14 protein-coding genes are annotated in these 21,353 nt (G+C 60.1%); 10 read left to right on the forward strand and 4 right to left on the reverse strand.

Features of this window, described 5'->3' with window-relative positions:
• Positions 1 to 188: 188 nt before the first annotated feature.
• On the reverse strand, positions 189 to 1,001 hold the full coding sequence (xthA, locus tag QMX93_RS22445) for an exodeoxyribonuclease III (protein WP_159813941.1): 813 nt from the start codon (positions 999 to 1,001) through the stop codon (positions 189 to 191).
• A 306-nt stretch (positions 1,002 to 1,307) separates the two neighbouring features.
• Between xthA and QMX93_RS22450 the strand changes: the two genes are divergently transcribed.
• The 7 genes from QMX93_RS22450 (at position 1,308) to QMX93_RS22480 (ending at position 12,801) form a co-directional block, all read left to right on the forward strand.
• A complete protein-coding gene (locus QMX93_RS22450) occupies positions 1,308 to 1,958 on the forward strand; it encodes a GNAT family N-acetyltransferase (RefSeq protein WP_159813939.1) in 651 nt (216 codons plus the stop codon).
• Between the two features lie 66 nt (positions 1,959 to 2,024).
• Positions 2,025 to 3,752, forward strand: coding sequence for an autotransporter assembly complex family protein (locus QMX93_RS22455; protein WP_159813937.1), 1,728 nt, complete (start codon positions 2,025 to 2,027; stop codon positions 3,750 to 3,752).
• Entirely contained in the window at positions 3,749 to 7,423 is a 3,675-nt protein-coding gene (locus tag QMX93_RS22460; RefSeq protein ID WP_282358018.1) for a translocation/assembly module TamB domain-containing protein, read from the forward strand. Before QMX93_RS22455 ends, QMX93_RS22460 begins: the two co-directional genes overlap by 4 nt.
• Positions 7,424 to 7,852: 429 nt before the next feature.
• Complete coding sequence (locus QMX93_RS22465; RefSeq protein ID WP_282358019.1) at positions 7,853 to 8,335, forward strand: MarR family transcriptional regulator; 483 nt, start codon at positions 7,853 to 7,855, stop codon at positions 8,333 to 8,335.
• Positions 8,325 to 9,794 (forward strand): efflux transporter outer membrane subunit, encoded by a 1,470-nt coding sequence (locus QMX93_RS22470; RefSeq protein WP_282358021.1) that lies wholly within the window; start codon positions 8,325 to 8,327, stop codon positions 9,792 to 9,794. The genes QMX93_RS22465 and QMX93_RS22470 overlap by 11 nt, the downstream gene beginning before the upstream one ends.
• A 15-nt stretch (positions 9,795 to 9,809) precedes the next feature.
• Positions 9,810 to 11,012: an HlyD family efflux transporter periplasmic adaptor subunit gene (locus QMX93_RS22475; protein ID WP_212544715.1), complete on the forward strand. Its 1,203-nt coding sequence runs from the start codon at positions 9,810 to 9,812 to the stop codon at positions 11,010 to 11,012.
• Between the two features lie 259 nt (positions 11,013 to 11,271).
• Positions 11,272 to 12,801: a DHA2 family efflux MFS transporter permease subunit gene (locus QMX93_RS22480; protein WP_053121684.1), complete on the forward strand. Its 1,530-nt coding sequence runs from the start codon at positions 11,272 to 11,274 to the stop codon at positions 12,799 to 12,801.
• Positions 12,802 to 12,918: 117 nt separating this feature from the next.
• On the opposite strand, the gene lpxH is transcribed toward QMX93_RS22480, so the two are convergent.
• Together lpxH and QMX93_RS22490 are read right to left on the reverse strand one after the other, a co-directional pair.
• Positions 12,919 to 13,671, reverse strand: a complete 753-nt coding sequence (lpxH, locus tag QMX93_RS22485) for a UDP-2,3-diacylglucosamine diphosphatase (RefSeq protein WP_282358022.1) — start codon at positions 13,669 to 13,671, stop codon at positions 12,919 to 12,921.
• Positions 13,668 to 14,192 (reverse strand): peptidylprolyl isomerase, encoded by a 525-nt coding sequence (locus QMX93_RS22490; RefSeq protein WP_282358023.1) that lies wholly within the window; start codon positions 14,190 to 14,192, stop codon positions 13,668 to 13,670. Before QMX93_RS22490 ends, lpxH begins: the two co-directional genes overlap by 4 nt.
• 249 nt (positions 14,193 to 14,441) lie before the next feature.
• On the opposite strand from QMX93_RS22490, the gene QMX93_RS22495 reads away from it, so the two are divergent.
• The 3 genes from QMX93_RS22495 (at position 14,442) to QMX93_RS22505 (ending at position 19,214) form a co-directional block, all read left to right on the forward strand.
• A complete protein-coding gene (locus QMX93_RS22495; RefSeq protein WP_008082132.1) occupies positions 14,442 to 16,139 on the forward strand; it encodes a glutamine--tRNA ligase/YqeY domain fusion protein in 1,698 nt (565 codons plus the stop codon).
• Between the two features lie 22 nt (positions 16,140 to 16,161).
• Complete coding sequence (gene cysS, locus QMX93_RS22500; protein WP_159813925.1) at positions 16,162 to 17,544, forward strand: cysteine--tRNA ligase; 1,383 nt, start codon at positions 16,162 to 16,164, stop codon at positions 17,542 to 17,544.
• Between the two features lie 452 nt (positions 17,545 to 17,996).
• Positions 17,997 to 19,214, forward strand: coding sequence for an MFS transporter (locus tag QMX93_RS22505; protein WP_282358024.1), 1,218 nt, complete (start codon positions 17,997 to 17,999; stop codon positions 19,212 to 19,214).
• Positions 19,215 to 19,390: 176 nt separating this feature from the next.
• Here QMX93_RS22505 and QMX93_RS22510 read toward each other — a convergent pair whose 3' ends face one another.
• On the reverse strand, positions 19,391 to 21,229 hold the full coding sequence (locus QMX93_RS22510; RefSeq protein ID WP_282358025.1) for a sigma-54-dependent Fis family transcriptional regulator: 1,839 nt from the start codon (positions 21,227 to 21,229) through the stop codon (positions 19,391 to 19,393).
• Between the last annotated feature and the right edge of the window lie 124 nt (positions 21,230 to 21,353).

Genomic DNA, 21,353 nt, shown 5'->3' on the forward strand with positions numbered 1-21,353 from the left:
GATTTATCCCCGATGGTTGGCGAAGCCGACCCAAAACCTTTGAATGCGGTTTAACAGGAAGAATATGGGGGCGCTTCGCACCCCATCGGGGATAAATCCCCTCGCCACAGGTACTTCTACTGGCCACCCAATTCAGGTCATCTGAGTAAAGAACCCCATAGCCATATGGGGTTCTGGTGATTCGAGGATCAGGCCAGTTCCAGCCAGATCGGCGCATGGTCGGACGGTTTTTCCATCCCGCGCAATTCATAATCCACGCCCGCCGCCTTCACTCGCGGCAGCAAACCATGCGACGCCAGAATCACGTCAATGCGCAACCCGCGCTTCGGCTCATCCTCAAAACCACGGCTGCGGTAATCGAACCAGCTGAACATGTCGGTCACGTCCGGGTTGAGGTGGCGATAGCTGTCGGTCAGGCCCCAGTTCTTCAGGCGCGCCATCCACTCGCGCTCTTCCGGCAGGAAGCTGCATTTGCCGGTTTTCAGCCAGCGCTTCATGTTGTCCGGGCCGATGCCGATGTCGCAGTCTTCCGGGGAAATGTTCACATCGCCCATCACCACGACCGGTTGTTCGTTGTGGAACTGGCTTTCCAGCAGTGCTTGCAGATCGCTGTAGAAACGCTGCTTGGCGGGGAATTTGGTCGGGTGGTCGCGGCTTTCGCCCTGTGGGAAATAGCCGTTCATGATCGTCACCGGCACGCCATTGGCGTCGGCGAAGGTGCCCCAGATAAAGCGCCGCTGGGCGTCTTCGTCGTCGGTGGCGAAACCCTTGTGAATGGCGATCGGTTCCTGACGCGACAACATCGCTACGCCGTAGTGACCTTTCTGCCCGTGGAAATACACGTGGTAGCCGAGGGCGCGGACTTCTTCCAGCGGGAACTGGTCGTCGTGAACCTTGGTTTCCTGCAGGCCGATCACGTCCGGCTGGTGTTTTTCGATCAGCGCTGCCAGCTGATGCGGACGGGCGCGCAGTCCGTTGATGTTGAAGGAAACGATCTTCATGGTCGGCAGTCCTGGCAAAAGGGCGATGCTAGCTGACATGGGGGAGATGGGCCAGTGTGGGGTGGGAGAAATCATTTTTGGCTGTGGGATTTTTGGTGTGTGCAATGGCGCTATCGCGAGCAAGCTTTGCTCCTACAAAAGCAGGCGCCCAGAATCCTTGTAGGAGCAAAGCTTGCTCGCGAAGGCGTCCACCCAGTCGATGAAGATCCCGAGTTGGTCTATACCTGTGGGGAACTGTGCCAACGCCAAAAGGTTCGTACCAACAAGAGCGCCGCCATTTGACGCGCCCCGGGGAGAATCACTGTCATGCCTGAAACCCAGACCGCCATCGCCGACATTCATATGCTCGACCGCGGCTATTCCCGCGAAGCCCGATCGCTGCTCTATCAGGCCTATCGCCACGAACCGACCTTCGGCTACCTGTTCGAAGCCGAGCGCCCAGGCTACGAACAACGCGTACGCGCCACCGTGCGTGAATTGGTCAAACAGCATTTCCTCCAGGAGTTGCCGGCCATCGGCCTGTTGGTCAACGACCGCTTGATCGGCATCGCCCTGATCGCGCCACCGCAACGACGCTTGGGCATCACCGAAAGTTGGGCCTGGCGCCTGCGCATGGTGCTCAGCACCGGTTTCCGCTGCACCCGCCGCTATCTCGAATACCACGACGCCGTTTCCGCGTGCGTGCCGACCGAGTCAGTGCACATGCTGCCGCTGCTGGGCATTCATCCGCAGTTCCAGGGCAAACACTTTGGTGAGCAACTGCTGACCGCCGTGCACAACTGGTGCGCCGTCGATGAAACGTCGCAAGGCGTGGTGCTCGACACCGGCAATCCACGTTATCTGGAATTCTATAAAAGGCAGGGTTACGAGGAGATCGGCGAGGTTGCCGTCGGCCCGGTGCGAGAACACGTATTTTTCCACGCCAATCCGCAAGTGTTACAAACGGCGACTGCTTAAGCGTCGAACTTTTCGAGACAAGTCTTGATCTATCACGCTCCCAAGCTCGTGATAGCATCCGCGCCTATGAAGTTTCCAGGAAGATTTACCAGTGGCGTGCTCATGCTGTTATCCAGCTGCGCGGCGCTGGCGCAAAGTGAATTGGATGTGCGGATCAAACCGTCCAACGATGAACTGAAGGCCAATATAGAAGGCTATATCGGCAGCCTCGGTGACCGTGACGAAGAAGCCTTGCTGCGCTTCAGTCGCGGTGCCGAAGAGCAGGCGCGCAAAGCGGCCCAGGCGTTGGGCTACTACCAGCCGCAGATTGAAAGTGACGTGAAGGGCGGCGAAAAACCGCGCCTGGTGCTGAACATCGATCCCGGCGAACCGATTCGTCTGCGCAACGTCACCATCCGCGTTGACGGCCCGGCGGCCTCCCTCAAATCCTTTCGTGTACCGAAAAGCGACGTGCTCAAGTCCGGCGCGGTGCTCAATCATGGGCGTTATGAAGACGCCAAAAGAATTATTCAGAATCAGGCTTCACGCTTCGGCTTCTTTAGCGGCCACTTCACCAGCCAAAAACTCTTGGTCGACCCGCGCGCGGGTGTCGCCGACGTTGAATTGATCTACGACAGCGGCCCGCGTTACGCGCTGGGCCGCGTCAAATTCGAAGGCGACACGCCGTTCGACGAAGACCTGCTGCAACGCATGGTGCCGTTCAAGGAAGGCGAGCCGTACGACTCGGAGCTGATCGCTGAACTCAACCGCGACCTGCAATCGAGCGGCTATTTCGAAGGCGTGCGCGTCGATGCCGCACCGACTGCCGCGAAGAATGATGTGATTCCGGTTGACGTCAAACTCGACACGCGCAAACCACGCACCATGGGCCTTGGCCTCGGTTACTCGACCGACGTCGGCCCACGTATCAAAGCCAACTGGACGCGTCATTGGGTCAACCCGCAGGGCGACAGTTATGGCTGGGAGGCCGAACTCTCGGCGCCACGGCAAAACGTCGGGCTGTTCTACGACATCCCGCTCGACCCGCCACTGACCGACAAACTGCGCTGGGCCGGCGGCTATCAATTTGAAGACATCGACGGCTCCGACACGTTGAGCAAACTGCTGACCTTTGGACCGGAATGGCACAGCAAATTGCCGAGCGGCTGGCAGCGGGTGATCTCGCTGAAATGGCAGCGCGAAGAGTACGAACTCGGTGACGACTCGGGCCTGAGCACCTTGCTGATGCCCGGCATCAGCTACTCGTACCTGAAAAGCGACAACCGCATCGACCCGCACAACGGCTATCGCCTGAGCTTCGAAAGCAAAGTGGCGAAGGAAGGCCTCGGTTCCGATAACAACCTTCTATATGGCACCGCGCTGGTCAAAGGCCTGACCACGGTGTTCGACAAACACCGCTTGCTCGGTCGCGTGCAGGTCGGCGGTAGCGCCACCAACGGCTATAAATCGGTGCCGCCGTCGCTGCGCTTCTTCGCCGGTGGCGATCAGAGCGTGCGCGGTTACGACTACCAGAGCCTGTCCCCGGAAAACTCCGAGGGCGATCGCATCGGTGGCCGCTACATGGTCGCCGGCAGCGTTGAATACCAGTACTCGATCGCGGAAAAATGGCGCGTGGCGACCTTCGTCGATCAGGGCAACTCTTTCAATAAACTCGAACTGCCGAACCTCAAGACCGGGGTCGGTATTGGTGTGCGCTGGGTCTCGCCGGTCGGGCCGATCCGCCTCGACCTGGCCCACGCACTCGACGACGACGGCGGCATCCGGCTGCACTTTTCCATGGGGCCTGAGCTGTGAAGCGTGGTTTGAAAATAACGGCACTCGCGCTATTGGCGTTGGTGTTGTTGATTGCATTGAGCGTCGCCACGGTGCTCGGCACGCAGGCCGGCAGCCGTTGGGTGCTGGGGCTGGTGCCGGGCCTCAGCGTCGAGAATTTTCAGGGTCGTCTCGGTGGCCAGTGGAGCGCCGATCATCTGCTCTGGCAGCAAGACACCAGCCGCGTCGAGCTGAACAAGGCGATTTTCGCCTGGTCGCCGCTGTGCCTGACGCGCATGACTCTGTGCATCGAACAGCTCAAGGCTGATCAGGTCATCCTGCAATTTCCGCCGAGTGAAGAAACCACTGAAAGCGGCCCGATCAAACTGCCGGATCTGCAATTGCCGGTGGCGATCGAGCTGGGCGACGTGCAGGTCGGCAGTCTGCTGTTTAACGGCAGCGAACAACTGAAAGGGTTGCAACTGGCGGCGCACTGGACTGCTCAGGGCATGCAGATTGAAAGCATCAAATTGCAGCGCGACGACCTCAGCCTGAACCTGTCCGGCACCCTCGCGCCGACCGGTAACTGGCCGCTGAACATCGCCGGTGACCTGACGTTGCCATCGCCGGATAAGGGCCCATGGACGCTGGCGCTAAAAATCGACGGCGACCTGCTGAAAACCCTCAACCTGCACGCCGACAGTCGTGGCTACCTCGACGGCCAATTGAACGGCGAGTTGCAACCACTGGTGGAAAACCTGCCGGCCAAGCTGCGCATTACCAGCGACGCGTTCAAACCGAGCGCCGATCTGCCGGACACCCTGCAACTTAATCAACTGCTGCTGACCGCCGAAGGCGACCTGAAAAACGGTTACCAGTTAAACGGCAACGCTGCGCTGCCCGCCGATCAAGGCCCGGTCGCGTTGTTGCTGAAAGGCAAAGTCGACGCCAGTGGCGCGCAAATCGCCGGCCTCGACCTGAGCGCCAACGACAAGCAAAGCCTCAAGCTCACCGGCAGCGTTGACTGGAGCAAAGGCCTCACGGCGCAAGCCAACATCAATTGGCAGGATTTCCCGTGGCACCGGCTCTATAACGAAATCGACGAGCCGCAAGTCGCTTTGCGTACCTTCACCGGCGAAGTCTCCTACACCGACGGCCAATACCTCGGCAACTTCGCCGCCGCACTGGATGGCCCGGCGGGCGCGTTCACTCTGAGCAGCCCGTTCAGCGGCAACCTCAAGCAGATCGCTTTGCCGCAACTGAAAATGCAAGCGGGGCAGGGCAAGGCTGAAGGGCACGTCAACGTGCAGTTCGCCGACGGCATCGCCTGGGACACGGCGCTGGATCTGTCGGCGCTGAACCCGGCGTATTGGGTCGCTGAGTTGCCGGGCACCTTGGCCGGGCCGCTGAAAAGCAAAGGCGAGATGAAAAACCAGCGCCTGAGCCTGACCGCTGATCTCGACCTCAAAGGCAAACTGCGCGGGCAACCGGCGATCCTGCAAGCCAAGGCCGACGGCGCTGGCGAACAGTGGAACCTGAATGCCCTGCAAATCCGCCTCGGCGACAACAGCATCAACGGCAAGGGCAGCCTGCAACAGAAACTCACCGGGCAGATCGACATCAAACTGGCGCGTCTGGCTCAGCTTTGGCCAGAATTGCGCGGGCAGATCAACGGCCGCGTCGATGTCGCCGGCACGCTGAAAGCCCCGCAGGGCAAACTCGGTCTGCAAGGTTCGCAACTGGCGTTCCAGGATAATCGCCTGCAAAGCCTCACCCTCGACGCCACCCTCGACAGTGCGCAACGGGCGAAAATCGACCTCAAGGGCAGCGGCATTCAGGCCGGGGATACGTCTTTGGGCACGCTGACCGCCAGCGCTCAAGGCGACATCAAGAGCCAGAAACTCAGCCTCGACCTGCTCGGGCCGAAGCTGAAACTGGCCCTCGGTCTCGACGGCAATCTGGACAAGGGCAACTGGCGCGGCCGTTTGGCCAGCGGTGATATTCAGGCCGGTGGCCAGGACTGGAAGCTGCAAAACCCGGCCAAACTCGAACGTCTGGCTGACGGCAAAATCAACTTCGGCGCGCATTGCTGGATGTCCGGCAATGCCAGCCTGTGCGGTGAAGACCAACGGCTGATGCCCGAGCCGAAACTGCGCTACCACCTCAAGCAGTTCCCGATCGAAAGCCTCGCGCAATGGCTGCCGAAGGATTTCGCCTGGCAGGGCAAGCTCAACGCCGATCTGCAACTGGATCTGCCGGCCAGCGGCCCGAACGGCGTGGTCAGCATCGACGCCAGCGGCGGCACCTTGCGCATGAAAGAAAAGGATCAGTGGCTGGACTTCCCGTACCAGACGCTCAAGCTCACCAGCAAACTCACACCGAAGCGCGTCGACACTGATCTCAACTTCGTCGGCGGCAAGCTCGGCGAACTGATGGTGCAGGCGCAGCTCAATCCACTGCCGAAAAACAAACCGCTGAGCGGCTCGTTCCGCCTCACCGGTCTGGATCTGTCGGTGGCGCGGCCGTTTGTGCCGATGGTCGAGAAACTCACCGGGCGCCTGAACGGCAGCGGCACGATTTCCGGTGGTCTGCTGGCGCCGCTGGTCAACGGCACGGTGCAACTCAGTGACGGCGAAGTGTCCGGCGCCGAGTTGCCGATGGAGCTGCAGGATCTGCAACTCACCGCATTGATCGCCGGTGAATCGGTGCGTCTGGACGGCGGCTGGAAAAGCGGCAAGAGCGGGCAGGGCAGCTTGAACGGTAACGTCGCCTGGGGGCAGGCGCTGGTGGTCGATCTGGCGCTGAAAGGCACGCAGTTGCCGGTCACTGTCGAACCGTACGCCAAGCTTGAAATGGCGCCGGATCTGAAAATTTCCATGGCCGGCGATGAGCTGAAAATCGCCGGTAAAGTGCGGGTGCCGAAAGGCGAAATCACCGTGCGTGAACTGCCGCCATCGACGGTGAAAGTCTCTGACGACACGATCATCGTCGGCGCGCAGACCGAAGAGGGCAAACCGCCGATGGCCATGAAAATGGACATCGACGTGGAGGTTGGCGACGACAAACTCGCCTTCGCCGGATTTGGCCTGACCGCTAATGTGCAGGGGCATGTGCACATCGGCGACAACATGGACACCCGTGGCGAGCTGTGGCTCAACGATGGCAAATACAGTGCTTACGGTCAGCGCTTGTCTGTGCGGCGTGCGCGCCTGCTGTTCGCCGGGCCCATCGATCAGCCGTATCTGGACATCGAAGCGATTCGCCAGACCGACGACGTGATCGCCGGTATCCGCCTCAGCGGCAGCGCCGAACAGCCGACCACGCAGATCTTCTCCGAACCGGCGATGAGCCAGGAGCAGGCGCTGTCCTATCTGGTACTCGGCCGTCCGCTGAGCACCAACGGCGAAGACAACAACATGCTCGCGCAAGCGGCGTTGGGGTTGGGCTTGATGGGCAGCGCCGGGGTGACCAGCAGCCTGGCCAAGGATCTCGGGATTCAGGACTTCCAGCTCGACACGGCGGGCAGCGGCGATGCCACCAGCGTGGTGGCCAGCGGCAACATTACCGAGAAGCTCAGTTTGCGTTATGGCGTTGGCGTGTTTGAACCGGCCAGCACCATTGCCTTGCGCTACAAGCTGAGCAAAAAGGTCTACGTCGAAGCGGCGAGTGGCGTCGCGAGTTCGCTGGATATCTTCTACAAGCGCGATTTCTAGACCGCGCTACCTCCTAAACCGAGTCGTACCCTTCGCGAGCAGGCTCGCTCCCACAGGGGATCTCCAGCGGACACAAAATTTGCGTCGAATGGAGATCCAGTGTGGGAGCGGGCTTGCTCGCGAAGGCGTCCGCGCGAGCAACACAAAAACCAAGCCGCGAGTTCGCTGGATATCTTCTACAAGCGCGATTTCTAACCGCGCCCCCCTCCAAAACCGAGTCGCTTCCTTCGCGAGCAGGCTCGCTCCCACAGGTGATACATGACCCTGTGGGAGCGAGCTTGCTCGCGAAGGCGTCCGCGCGGGCAACACAAAAACCAAGCCCACTGGTCAACTAATTGCTAAGCAACCTAACTATTGCGTTGACATTCGCTGCCTAGGCAGTAACATCTCGACATACATTCACTGCCTAGGCAGTTATTAGGTGAGCAAATGAAGCATTTCACCCCGGACGAATTCAAACACTGCCATCTCGGCCTGTTGCTTGGCCGTGCTGCGCTGCTCAAAGACCGGATCATCGACACCCACATGGAACCCCACGGCATCACCGCCGCGCAGTTCAAGGTGTTGATCATCATGGCTCAGTACGGCGTCGATACCCCGGCCGAACTGTGCCGGCATCTGTCGCTCGACAGCGGTTCGATGACGCGCATGCTCGATCGTCTGGAGCAGAAAGGTTTTCTGGCTCGCCAACGCAGCGAAGGCGACCGCCGTCAGGTGCAACTGACCCTGACCGAGCAAGGCCAGTTACTGGCCGATCGCCTGCCGCACATCGGCGCCAACGCGATGAATGAACTGGCGGGCGCCGTCACTCCGGACGAGTTGCAGACCCTGGAATACATCCTCAAGAAAATCCTGCTGGCAGCCGGTGACCCGATCACTATCCAGCGGTTAGGTGAACACAATGAGCGGTAAAACCTTGCGCAGAAGCCTCACGCTGGTGCTGTCGGCGATGATCCTCGCCGGTTGCGCCAACTACAGCGGCCTCGACACTCAAGGCCAGAACCTTGATGCGAAAAACCTGAAAGTCGGCCAATCCCTCAACGGCGTGACCCTGTCGCCAGCCGCATGGCCGAAAAGCGATTGGTGGACCAGCCTCGGCGATCCGCAACTCGACGGCTTGATCCGCGAAGCCCTGCACGACAGCCCGGACATGCAGATCGCCGCAGCGCGCGCCCACCAGGCCAGCGCCGCCGCCTATGCCGCCGATGCCGAACGCTATCCGACCCTCGACGCCAGCGCCGGCATCAGCCGTTCGCGCCTGGCCAAGGATCAGGATCCGCTGGGGCAGGGCGATGCCTACGCCACCGTGCGTAATGTCAGCGCCGGCTTCAATTACAACTTCGACCTGTGGGGCGGCCAGCGCGATGCCTGGGAAGCTGCACTCGGTCAGGCCCGCGCCGCCGAAGTCGATCGTCAGGCTGCGCAGTTGACCCTCGCTGCCGACGTCGCTCGCGCTTACAGCGATCTCGGTCAGGCGCACATCGTTTATGACCTGTCCAACGACGACCTCAAACGCACCAAACAAATGCTCGACCTGAGCCAGCGTCGCCTGAGCGCCGGGATCGACAGCCAGTATCAATACCAACAAACGCAAAGTCTGGAAGCCACGTCTGAGGCCAACCTGATCGACGCGGAAAAACGCCTGAACAGCGCCAAAATTGCGCTGGCCGTACTGCTCGGCAAAGGCCCGGATCGCGGCAATGAAATTGCCCGGCCGAAAGTCCTGCAAGCCAGTGCTGTCGCAGTGCCGTCGGTATTGCCGGCCGAGCTGCTCGGTCGTCGTCCGGATTTGGTCGCCGCACGCTGGCGTGTAGAAGCCGCGAGCAAAGACATCGACTCGGCGAAAACCCGCTTCTATCCCAACTTGAACCTGTCGGCCTCGGCCGGTGCCGAATCTTTGTTGGGTGACGCGATGTTTGGTTCGGCCAGTCGCTTCTTCAACATTGCCCCGACCATTTCGGTGCCGATCTTCGACGGCGGACGCCTGCGCGCCAACCTCGATGCGCGCGACGCCGATTACGATCTGGCAGTGGCGCAGTACAACAAAAATCTGGTGCAAGCACTGGGCGATGTCAGCGACACGATCAACCAGTTGCGTGATATCGGCCGGCAGATCGGCGCGCAGCAACACGCCACCGAGATTGCTCAGGATTCTTACAACACCGTCGTCCAGCGTTACGGTTCCGGCATCGGCAACTACCTGGACGTGCTCAGCATCGAGCAGCAATTGCTGCAGGCCCAGCGTCAACTGGCCAACCTCAATGCCGAGCAGATCGACCTGTCGATTCAACTGATGCAAGCGCTGGGCGGCGGCTTCCAGGGGCAGACCCTGACCGCAGCCAACGCCACCCCAGCCACGCCGCACAACTAATTCAAGGTAATTGTCATGGCCACTGCCGAAAACACTCAAGCTCAAGACAACACCCCGGACAACGGCAACCCGCGCAAACGCAAAGTGATGCTGGTGGTGCTGGCCGTTGTCGTCCTGCTCGCCTGCGCTGGCGTGTGGGCGTATCACGAGTTCATCGGGCGCTTTAACGAAAGCACCGACGACGCCTACGTGAATGGCAACGTTGTGGAAATCACGCCGCTGGTCACCGGCACTGTGGTCAGCATCGGTGCTGACGATGGTGATCTGGTTCACGAAGGTCAGGTGCTGATCAACTTCGACCCGAACGATGCCGAAGTCGGCCTGCAAAGTGCCCAGGCGAAACTGGCGCGCACCGTGCGTCAGGTGCGCGGTCTGTACAGCAACGTGGATGGCATGAAAGCCCAGGTCAACGCGCAACAGGCCGAAGTGCAGAAGGCCCAGGACAACTTCAATCGCCGGAAGAACCTTGCCGCTGGCGGCGCGATTTCTCAGGAAGAACTGTCCCACGCTCGCGACGACCTGACCTCGGCGCAAAACGCCTTGGCCAATGCCAAACAGCAATTGAAAACCACCAGCGCGCTGGTCGATGACACCGTGGTCTCTTCGCACCCGGACGTGATGCAGGCCGCCGCTGAATTGCGTCAGGCTTACCTGACCAATGCGCGCAGCACCTTGATCGCGCCGGTCACTGGTTACGTGGCCAAGCGCACCGTGCAACTTGGTCAGCGTGTGCAACCGGGTACTGCGCTGATGGCGGTGATTCCGCTGGATCAACTGTGGATCGACGCCAACTTCAAGGAAACCCAACTGCGCGACATGCGCATCGGTCAGCCGGTGGACATCGAATCCGATGTGTACGGCAGCGATGTGAAATACAGCGGCACCGTCGACAGCCTCGGCGCCGGTACGGGCAGTGCGTTTGCGCTGCTGCCTGCGCAGAACGCTACGGGGAACTGGATCAAGATCGTTCAGCGTGTACCGGTGCGCATCCACATCAACGCCGAAGAACTGGCCAAGCACCCACTGCGCGTCGGTCTGTCGACCAACGTTGAAGTGAACCTGCACGACCAGAGCGGCCCGATGCTGGCGCAGCAGCCACCGCAAAAGGCCTCGTTCACCACCAATATCTACGATCAGCAACTGGCCGACGCCGACGCGATGATCGCGCAACTGATCCACGACAACAGCGCCGCGGCGAGCAAAACCGCGCAACGCTGAGATCGCACCTGTGGTCAGGGGATTTATCTGAGGTACAGGGATTGATCTGGGAAAAGGAATTCCTTGTGGCGAGGGGATTTATCCCCGTTGGGTCGCGCAGCGACCCCTCTTTGGATCAGGAAAAGACGGGACTGCTGCGCAGTCCAACGGGGATAAATCCCCTCGCCACAGTAGTTTTCCTTATCCCATAGATTGTTTTCCGCATGGGCAGCCGCGTCTGTAACAGACGCAGCGTCAACCCGGTTTCAAAGGATTCGCGATGAGCAATAACGCTTCTTTCACGCCGCCCAGCCTGTTGCTCAGCACCATCGGTCTGTCGCTGGCGACGTTCATGCAAGTGCTCGACACCACCATCGCCAACGTGGCGCTGCCGACGATTTCCGGCAACCTCGGGGTGAGTTCGGAGCAGGGCACCTGGGTGATCACCTCGTTCGCCGTGAGCAACGCGATTGCGTTGCCGCTGACCGGTTGGCTCAGTCGGCGTTTCGGTGAGGTGAAACTGTTTCTCTGGGCGACGATTCTGTTCGTGCTGGCCTCGTTTCTCTGCGGTATCTCGACGTCGATGCCGGAACTGATCGGCTTCCGCGTCCTGCAAGGCCTGGTCGCCGGGCCGCTCTATCCGATGACGCAAACCCTGTTGATCGCGGTCTATCCCCCCGCGAAGCGAGGCATGGCCCTCGCGTTATTGGCGATGGTCACGGTGGTTGCGCCGATTGCAGGCCCCATTCTCGGTGGCTGGATTACTGACAGCTATAGCTGGCCGTGGATCTTCTTCATCAACGTGCCGATCGGGATTTTTGCGGTGATGGTGGTGCGTTCGCAACTGGCCAAACGTCCGGTGGAAACCAGCCGTCAGCCGATGGACTACGTCGGTCTGATCACGCTGATCATCGGCGTCGGCGCGTTGCAGGTGATCCTCGACAAGGGCAACGACCTCGACTGGTTTGAGTCGAATTTCATCATCATCGGCGCGGCGATTTCCGTGGTGGCGCTGGCGGTGTTCGTGATCTGGGAAATGACTGACCGCCACCCGGTGGTGAATCTGCGGCTGTTCGCTTACCGCAACTTCCGCATCGGCACGCTGGTGTTGGTGTTAGGTTACGCCGGCTTCTTCGGTATCAACCTGATCCTGCCGCAGTGGTTGCAAACGCAAATGGGCTACACCGCGACCTGGGCCGGTCTGGCCGTGGCGCCGATCGGGATTCTGCCGGTGCTGCTGTCGCCGTTTGTCGGCAAGTACGCGCACAAGTTCGACCTGCGTTTACTCGCCGGCATCGCGTTCCTGGCGATTGGCTTGAGCTGCTTTATGCGCGCCGAGTTCACCAACGAAGTCGATTTCCAGCATATCGCGCTGGTGCAACTGTTCATGGGCATTGGCGTGGCGCTGTTCTTCATGCCGACCCTGAGCATTCTGATGTCGGACTTGCCACCAAACCAGATCGCCGACGGCGCCGGTCTTGCCACATTCCTGCGGACGTTGGGCGGCAGCTTCGCGGCTTCGCTGACTACGTGGATCTGGATTCGTCGGGCTGACCAGCATCATGCGTATATGAGCGAGAGCATCAGTACGTATGAACCGGCGACGCGGGAGGCGCTGAACCAGTTGGGCGGGGCGAGCAACCCGGCGTATGCGCAACTGGATCATGTGCTGACCAGTCAGGCGTACATGCTGTCGACCGTGGATTACTTCACGCTGCTGGGGTGGGGGTTTATGGGGTTGATTTTGATTGTGTGGCTGGCGAAGCCGCCGTTTGCCGCCAAGGCAGGCCCGGCCGCCAGCGGTCACTGATCCCGCAAGATCGTTCCCACGCTCTGCGTGGGAATGCCTCAACGGACGCTCTGCGTTCGGCTCTGAATGGGACGCGGAGCGTCCCGGGCTGCATTCCCACGCGGAGCGTGGGAACGATCATGCGCTCGGGGCGGGCAGGGCCGGTGGTGGGGCGAAATCGAACGGCGCCAGCGCATACCCGCTCTCATCCACCTGCAACGCCCAACCCTGACGATCCCAATCCCCCAGCACAATCCGCTTTGCCGCTTCATCACCAGTCTGCAACTTGTGAATCGCCGGGCGATGGGTGTGGCCGTGGATCAGGGTTTTCACCCCAAACTCCTGCATGATCCGCGGAATCTCTTCCGGCGTGACATCGACAATGTCATTGGCCTTCATCCGCGTCTGCGCCTTGCTCTCGCTGCGCAGTTTGCGCGCCAGTTTGTGGCGGCTGCTCAGCGGCAGGTTTCGCAGGATAAACAGCGTGAGCGGGTTGCGCAGATAGCGGCGCAGCTTCATATAGCCGACGTCGCGGGTGCAGAGGCTGTCGCCGTGCATCAGCAGCACCGGCTCGCCGTAAAACTGCACGACACTCGGATCTTTCAGCAGCGTGCAGCCGGCTTCTTTGCAGAACGCCTTGCCGAGCATGAAGTCGCGATTGCCGTGCATCAGAAAAATCGCCGTGCCGCTGTCGCTCAATTGGCGCAGGGCCTGGCAGATGGAACGCTGGAAGGGCGTCATGGCGTCGTCGCCAATCCACGCTTCAAAGAAGTCGCCAAGAATGTACAACGCACTCGCCGAGCGGGCGCGTCCGGCGAGCAAATCCAGAAACGCCCGGGTGATGTCCGGGCGCTCCTCTTCCAGATGCAAGTCTGAAATCAGCAATATCACGCTTCGATGATCTCGGCTTTCTCGATGATCTCGGCTTTCTCGATGATCACGTCGTCTGCTGGTACGTCCTGGTGGCCGGACTTCATGGTGGTCGACACGCCTTTGATCTTGTCGACAACGTCGGTGCCGGCGGTCACTTTACCGAATACCGCGTAACCCCAGCCCTGAGTGTTCTTGCCGCTGTGGTTGAGGAAAGAGTTGTCGGCAACGTTAATGAAGAACTGCGCGGAAGCCGAATGCGGCTCCATGGTGCGAGCCATGGCAACGGTGTACTTGTCGTTGGAAAGACCGTTGTCAGCTTCGTTCTGGATGCTTGGACGCTTGTCTTTCTTTTCTTTCATGCCTGGCTCGAAACCGCCGCCCTGGATCATGAAGTTACCGATGACACGGTGGAAAACAGTGTTTTCGTAGTGACCGGCTTTCACGTACTCGATGAAGTTGGCGACGGTGATCGGCGCCTTGTCAGCGTTCAGTTCGATGACGATGTCGCCATGGTTGGTGGTCAGTTTGACTTGAGTCATGATCGCTTCTCTTTAGAGGAATTCGTGGTTTTGGGACATCGAGCCCCCAAACCGGTTCAGCCAGCGTGGGCCAAGGTGCGCAGTTTAGCGTGACAGGCGCGAATTTCGAGGCAGTTTTTCAAATCCCGGCGATTAAATGCATGCCTTTATAGGGCCTGCTCTGTCAGCCCCTTGACAGCATCGGCTATGATAGCGGCTTTGTTTTGTCTGGCCCCCACTGCGGCCGCGCACCTGTAAGTCAAGGATCCTATGAGCAAGCCCACTGTCGACCCTACCTCGAATGCCAAGTCCGGCCCCGCCGTGCCGGTCAATTTCCTGCGGCCGATCATCCAGGCAGACCTGGACTCGGGCAAGCACACCCAGATCGTCACGCGTTTCCCGCCTGAGCCCAACGGCTACCTGCACATCGGCCACGCCAAGTCGATCTGCGTGAACTTCGGCTTAGCCCAGGAGTTCGGCGGCGTCACGCACCTGCGTTTCGACGACACCAACCCGGCCAAGGAAGACCAGGAATACATCGACGCGATCGAAGCCGACGTCAAATGGCTGGGCTTTGAATGGTCCGGCGAAGTGCGCTACGCCTCGCAGTATTTCGACCAGTTGCACGATTGGGCCGTTGAGCTGATCAAGGCTGGCAAGGCCTACGTCGACGACCTGACCCCGGAGCAAGCCAAGGAATACCGTGGCAGCTTGACCGAGCCGGGCAAAAACAGCCCGTTCCGCGACCGCTCCGTCGAAGAGAACCTCGACTGGTTCGCCCGCATGCGCGCCGGTGAGTTCCCGGACGGCGCCCGCGTGCTGCGTGCGAAGATCGACATGGCCTCGCCGAACATGAACCTGCGCGACCCGATCATGTACCGCATCCGCCACGCCCATCACCACCAGACCGGCGACAAGTGGTGCATCTACCCGAACTACGACTTCACCCACGGTCAGTCGGACGCCATCGAAGGCATCACTCATTCGATCTGCACCCTGGAATTCGAAAGCCATCGTCCGCTGTACGAGTGGTTCCTCGACGCGCTGCCAGTGCCGGCGCATCCGCGTCAGTACGAGTTCAGCCGTCTGAACCTCAACTACACCATCACCAGCAAGCGCAAGCTCAAGCAACTGGTCGATGAAAAGCACGTGCATGGCTGGGACGACCCGCGCATGTCCACGCTGTCGGGTTTCCGCCGCCGTGGCTACACGCCGAAATCGATCCGCAACTTCTGCGAAATGGTCGGCACCAACCGTTCCGACGGCGTGGTTGACTTCGGCATGCTCGAATTCAGCATCCGTGATGACCTCGACCACACCGCGCCGCGCGCCATGTGCGTCCTGCGTCCACTGAAAGTCGTGATCACCAACTACCCGGAAGGCCAGGTCGAGAACCTCGAACTGCCGCGCCACCCGAAAGAAGACATGGGCGTGCGTGCGCTGCCGTTCGCCCGGGAAATCTACATCGACCGTGACGACTTCATGGAAGAGCCGCCAAAGGGCTACAAGCGCCTCGAACCCGCCGGCGAAGTACGTCTGCGTGGCAGCTATGTGATCCGTGCCGACGAAGCGATCAAGGACGCCGACGGCAACATCGTCGAACTGCGTTGCTCGTACGACCCGGAAACCCTCGGTAAAAACCCTGAAGGCCGCAAGGTCAAAGGCGTGATCCACTGGGTACCGGCCGCGGCCAGCGTCGAGTGCGAAGTGCGTCTGTACGATCGTCTGTTCCGCTCGGCCAACCCTGAGAAGGCCGAAGACAGCGCAAGTTTCCTCGACAACATCAACCCTGATTCGCTGCAGGTACTCACCGGTTGTCGTGCGGAGCCATCGCTTGGCAATGCACAGCCGGAAGACCGTTTCCAGTTCGAGCGCGAAGGCTACTTCGTCGCCGATTTGAAGGACTCGAAACCAGGTCAGCCGGTATTCAACCGTACCGTGACCCTGCGTGATTCGTGGGGCCAGTGATTCAGCGTCAAGGAAATTAAAAGTGCTGACGATTTACAACACGCTCACCAAGAGCAAACAAGTCTTCAAACCGCTGGATGGCAACAATGTGCGCATGTACGTCTGCGGGATGACCGTGTATGACTACTGCCACATCGGCCATGGCCGTAGCATGGTCGCGTTCGACCTGGTGACCCGCTGGTTGCGCTTCAGCGGTTACAACCTGACGTACGTGCGCAACATCACCGACATTGAAGACAAGATCATCAATCGTGCCCGCGAAAACGGCGAGCCGTACGACGCGCTGACCGAGCGCATGATCACCGCGATGCACGAGGACGAGGCGCGTCTCAACATCCTCAAACCGGACATGGAGCCGCGTGCCACCGATCATATTCCGGGCATGCTGAGCATGATCCAGACCTTGATCGACAAGGGTTACGCCTACGCCCCGGGCAATGGCGACGTGTACTACCGCGTCGCCAAGTTCATGGGCTACGGCAAACTGTCGCGCAAGAAAATCGAAGACCTGCGCATCGGCGCGCGTATTGAAGTCGACGAAGCCAAGCAGGATCCGTTGGACTTCGTGCTGTGGAAAGCCACCAAACCGGGCGAGCCAAGCTGGGAATCGCCGTGGGGCGCCGGGCGTCCGGGCTGGCACATCGAGTGCTCGGTGATGTCCACCTGCTGCCTCGGCGAGACCTTCGACATTCATGGCGGCGGCAGCGACCTCGAGTTCCCGCACCACGAAAACGAAATCGCCCAGAGCGAAGCGGCGACCGGCAAGACCTACGCCAACGCGTGGATGCATTGCGGCATGATTCGCATCAATGGCGAGAAGATGTCCAAGTCCTTGAACAACTTCTTCACCATCCGCGACGTGCTGGAAAAATACCACCCGGAAGTCGTGCGTTACCTGCTGGTGTCGAGCCACTACCGCAGCGCGATCAACTACTCGGAAGACAACCTCAAGGACGCCAAAGGCGCACTCGAGCGTTTCTACCACGCCTTGAAAGGCCTGCCGACTGTTGCACCGGCGGGCGGCGAAGCGTTTGTTGAACGCTTCACTACCGTGATGAACGACGACTTCGGTACCCCGGAAGCGTGCGCGGTGCTGTTTGAGATGGTGCGTGAGATCAACCGTCTGCGTGAGAGCGATCTCGATGCAGCGGCGGGTCTGGCGGCGCGTCTGAAAGAACTGGCGAGCGTGTTGGGTGTGTTGCAGTTGGAAGCCGATGACTTCTTGCAGGCGGGCGCCGAAGGGCGTGTCGATGCGGCTGAAGTTGATGCGCTGATTGCCGCGCGACTGGCGGCTCGGGCCGGGAAGGATTGGGCTGAGTCGGACCGGATTCGTGATCAGTTGACGGCGATGGGTGTGGTGTTGGAAGACGGCAAGGGTGGGACTACCTGGCGTCTGGCTGACTGATTGCTTTATTGCTGCAAAACAAAACCCGCCTTGTGCGGGTTTTTGTTTGACCGCGAGAAGAGCCCCTCACCCTAACCCTCTCCCGGAGGGAGAGGGGACTGAGTGGGGGATGCTCAAGAGATACGCCGACCTGAGCGTGCTGTACCGAATCCGTAATCGACTGGTTTTGATCGTTCCCACGCTCTGCGTGGGAATGCCTCTTCGGACGCTCCGCGTTCGGTTTTGCAGGGACGCGGAGCGTCCCCGGCTGCATGCCCACGCGTAGCGTGGGAACGATCAAAGATCGCAGCCTTCGGCAGCTCCTACAGAAATCGCGTCTCATGTAGGAGCTGCCGAAGGCTGCGATCTTTTGATCTGTGTTTTTAGCCGAGGTTGCTTTTGCTCTGCGCGTAGGTCTTGATGTCTGACGCAGCCGGATGCTGCGTCGATGACGATTCTGCAACGGAGAAATCATGGCCAATCACTACCGCGAACTGTTCGCGACCCCCGGCGCCACCGGGTTAGTGCTCGCGAGCTCCATCGCGCGGTTGCCGCAGGCGATGATCGGCATTGGCATCATCACCATGCTGGTTCAGCAAACCGGTGTGTACTGGCTGGCCGGTGCAGTCGCCGGCACTTTTACCCTTGCCAATGCAATGCTCGGCCCGTATATCTCGAAACTCGTTGACCAGCGCGGCCAGAGCCGCGTGCTGCCGGTCGTGACGGTTTTCAGCATCGTGATGCTGTTGGCGTTGATCATCGCCGTGTACATTCGCGCGCCCGCCGCATGGCTGTTTATTCTGGCGGCACTGGCGGGGACGATGCCGAGCATGCCGTCGATGATCCGCGCCCGATGGACACAGCTGTTCCGGGGCAAGCCGCAGTTACACACGGCGTTTTCGCTGGACACGGTTCTGACTGAAATGGCCTACATCGTCGGCCCGCCACTGGCAATCGGACTGAGCGTGAGCTTTTTCGCCGAAGCGGGGCCGCTGGTCGCGGTCGGATTGCTGGCCATCGGGGTCACGGCGTTTGTGCTGCAACGCCAGACCGAACCCAAGGTTGTCGTGGGTCACAGCAGTCATGCCGGCTCAACCTTGCTGATCCCCGGCGTGCGCACCATTGTTTTGGCGCTGCTGGCGATGGGCGTTATCGGCGGGGCAATCGATGTCGCCGTCGTTGCGTTCGCCAATGCGCAAGGCTGGCCAGCGTCGGCGACATTCATTCTCGCGGCTTATGCCTTTGGTTCGCTGGTGGCAGGCCTGACGTTCGGGGCGATGAGGGTTTCCCTGGCGATTGAAAAACAGTTCCTGATCGGGATATTGGTCACGGCGTTTACCGGTGTGCTGCCGGTTTTTGCGACGGACGTTTATGTGCTGACCGCCGCGCTGTTTATCGCCGGCATCTCGTTTGCGCCGACGATGGTCGTGGTGATGAAAATGGGCACGATCATTATCCCGCCGTCGCGGATCACCGAGGGGCTGACGTGGATGACTACCGGGATCAGCGTCGGTGTTGCACTCGGCGGCATGTTGGCGGGGATGGTGATTGATGCCTTTGGCGCGCGAGCGGGGTTTGCGGTGGCTATTGGTGCGGGTTTGATGATGGTGGTCGTTGTGCGGGTGGGGTTGCGCACATTGGCGGCGGCTTCGGCTGTGCAGGTTGAGCCGGAATTTTTGCCCTCACCCTAGCCCTCTCCCGCAGGAGAGGGGACTGAATGGGGGATGCTCACGAGATACGCCGACTTGAACGTGATGCTTTGAATCCATAGGCGACTGGTTTTTTCAGGTCGATGTACCACGCGAGAAACCTCGGTCGGCCCCCTCTCCCTCTGGGAGAGGGCTGGGGTGAGGGGAACTGGATCTACTCAACCCTCAATCTGCCGCAACCGCTTATAAAGCGTATTGCGGCTCACCCCCAACCGTCGCGCCAAATGCGAAATATTGCCCCCGGAAGCCTTCAGCTCCCGGTTCAACGCCTCGACATCGTTCAGATCAACCCCTAACGGGGCGCAGCTCTCCACCGGCTCCATCTCCAGATCGACAAAAAAATCATCCGGCAAATGCTCCGGCCTTACTGGCTGCTCCTCGGCCATCGCCAGCGCCACCTGCATCACACTGCTGACTTGACGCAAATTGCCCGGCCACGGATGCCGATCGAATAAATCCAGCACTTCCTGACTCAATCCCGCCCATTGCGTCGGCTCGCGATGCTGCTCCCACAAGCGTTTAAACAACGCCTCTTTATCACTGCGCTCCCGAAGCGGCGGCAGTTCCAGCGTCAGCCCACCAATGCGGTAATACAAATCCTCCCTGAACCGGCCCAATTGCACTTGTTCGCGCAAGGAGCGATTGGTCGCCGAGATAATCCGCAAATCCACCGGGAACAACTCGCTACTCCCTACCGGTTGCACACAACGCTCCTGCAAAACCCGCAACAACCGCGCCTGCGTCGGCAGCGGCATGTCGCCGATTTCATCAAGAAACAGCGTGCCTTTGTCCGCCTTGCGAATCAGGCCGATGCTGCCTTTTTGATTGGCTCCAGTGAACGCGCCTTTCTCGTAGCCGAATAGTTCGGATTCGACCAGTTCGGCGGGGATCGCTGCGCAGTTGACGGCGATGAAGGCCTGTTTGCTGCGCGAGCTGGCTTGATGCAGGGCTTTGACGAAGACTTCCTTGCCGACGCCGGTTTCGCCGTGGATCAGCAGTGGAATGTCTTTCTCCAACAGCCGTTCCGCCTGACGCACGGCTTTTTCAACGCGACTGTCACCGAAGTGCAAGGTGTTGAGGCTGATGCCCGACGGTGCGGTCGCTTTGGCCTCCGCGATAAACACCCGTGGCTGAACCAACGCCTGCTTCGGCCGTTTCAATAGACACTGAAAACGGTTGCGCCCAGAAGTCTGCAAGGCAAACGGCAGATCATCCGGCTGATTGAGCAACTCCAGCAGCGACACATTAAACAAACTCTCAACACTGACCCGCGACAAGCGCACACCCAGCAAATTGTCCGCCCGACGATTGGCCGACAGCACTTGCCCGCTCTCATCAAAAATCAACAACCCGGCCCACTGGCTGTCGAGGTTGTTCAGCCCGGTGTTGAAGGTCAGTTGAAAGTGCTGGCCATGGAACAGGTTAAGGATCAGCCGGTTCTCCACGGTCTGGCTCATCATCTTGACCATGCCCAAGGTGTGCGAGGGCGGCAGGTAGCTGTCGCTGGACACGTCGAGCACGGCAATCACCTTGCGCTCGGCGTCGAAAATCGGCGCGGCGGAACCGGTCATGAAACGGTTGGCTTTCAGAAAATGTTCGTCGTGTTCGATGTGTACCGCCTGCTCGCAGGCCAGCGCTGTGCCGATCGCGTTGGTGCCGCTGCAGCGTTCCATCCAGCTCGCCCCGGCCTGAAACCCCCGGGCCAGGTTTGGCTCGATAAAGCGTTGTGTGCCCCACGAGGTCAGCACCTGGCCCTGATTGTCGGCGAGCATGATCAGGCAGTTGGAGTTGCTGAGGATGTTTTCGTAATAGGGCAGGACTTCCTGATGCGTGGTCTGCACCAGTGAATGATGGCTGTCGAGCAGATGCGTGATGCCGGCGGCGGGCAACTGATCGAAGGCCGGCGTGCTCTGGTGGTCGAGACCGAACGCGCGGCAACGTTGCCAGGAATTCTGGACGATCGCGTCGTGGGACAGCGGCGGGGCAGGTGCGGCCATGGCAGTCAGCCTCTGATGCAGCATTCTTATTATTGTTATTCGATCCCCTGTAGGAGCTGCCGCAGGCTGCGATCTCTTGATCCTGTTTTTTGACAATCAAGATCAAAAGATCGCAGCCTGCGGC

This window comes from Pseudomonas sp. PS01303, assembly GCF_029959385.1.
Lineage (GTDB): Bacteria > Pseudomonadota > Gammaproteobacteria > Pseudomonadales > Pseudomonadaceae > Aquipseudomonas > Aquipseudomonas rustica.

Excerpts from the sequence above, each read along its gene's own strand:
- xthA (WP_159813941.1), bottom strand. The coding sequence starts at position 1,001 with ATGAAGATCGTTTCCTTCAACATCAACGGACTGCGCGCCCGTCCGCAT.
- QMX93_RS22450 (WP_159813939.1), top strand. The coding sequence starts at position 1,308 with ATGCCTGAAACCCAGACCGCCATCGCCGACATTCATATGCTCGACCGC.
- QMX93_RS22455 (WP_159813937.1), top strand. The coding sequence starts at position 2,025 with ATGAAGTTTCCAGGAAGATTTACCAGTGGCGTGCTCATGCTGTTATCC.
- QMX93_RS22465 (WP_282358019.1), top strand. The coding sequence starts at position 7,853 with ATGAAGCATTTCACCCCGGACGAATTCAAACACTGCCATCTCGGCCTG.
- QMX93_RS22470 (WP_282358021.1), top strand. The coding sequence starts at position 8,325 with ATGAGCGGTAAAACCTTGCGCAGAAGCCTCACGCTGGTGCTGTCGGCG.
- QMX93_RS22475 (WP_212544715.1), top strand. The coding sequence starts at position 9,810 with ATGGCCACTGCCGAAAACACTCAAGCTCAAGACAACACCCCGGACAAC.
- QMX93_RS22480 (WP_053121684.1), top strand. The coding sequence starts at position 11,272 with ATGAGCAATAACGCTTCTTTCACGCCGCCCAGCCTGTTGCTCAGCACC.
- QMX93_RS22490 (WP_282358023.1), bottom strand. The coding sequence starts at position 14,192 with ATGACTCAAGTCAAACTGACCACCAACCATGGCGACATCGTCATCGAA.
- QMX93_RS22495 (WP_008082132.1), top strand. The coding sequence starts at position 14,442 with ATGAGCAAGCCCACTGTCGACCCTACCTCGAATGCCAAGTCCGGCCCC.
- QMX93_RS22505 (WP_282358024.1), top strand. The coding sequence starts at position 17,997 with ATGGCCAATCACTACCGCGAACTGTTCGCGACCCCCGGCGCCACCGGG.
- QMX93_RS22510 (WP_282358025.1), bottom strand. The coding sequence starts at position 21,229 with ATGGCCGCACCTGCCCCGCCGCTGTCCCACGACGCGATCGTCCAGAAT.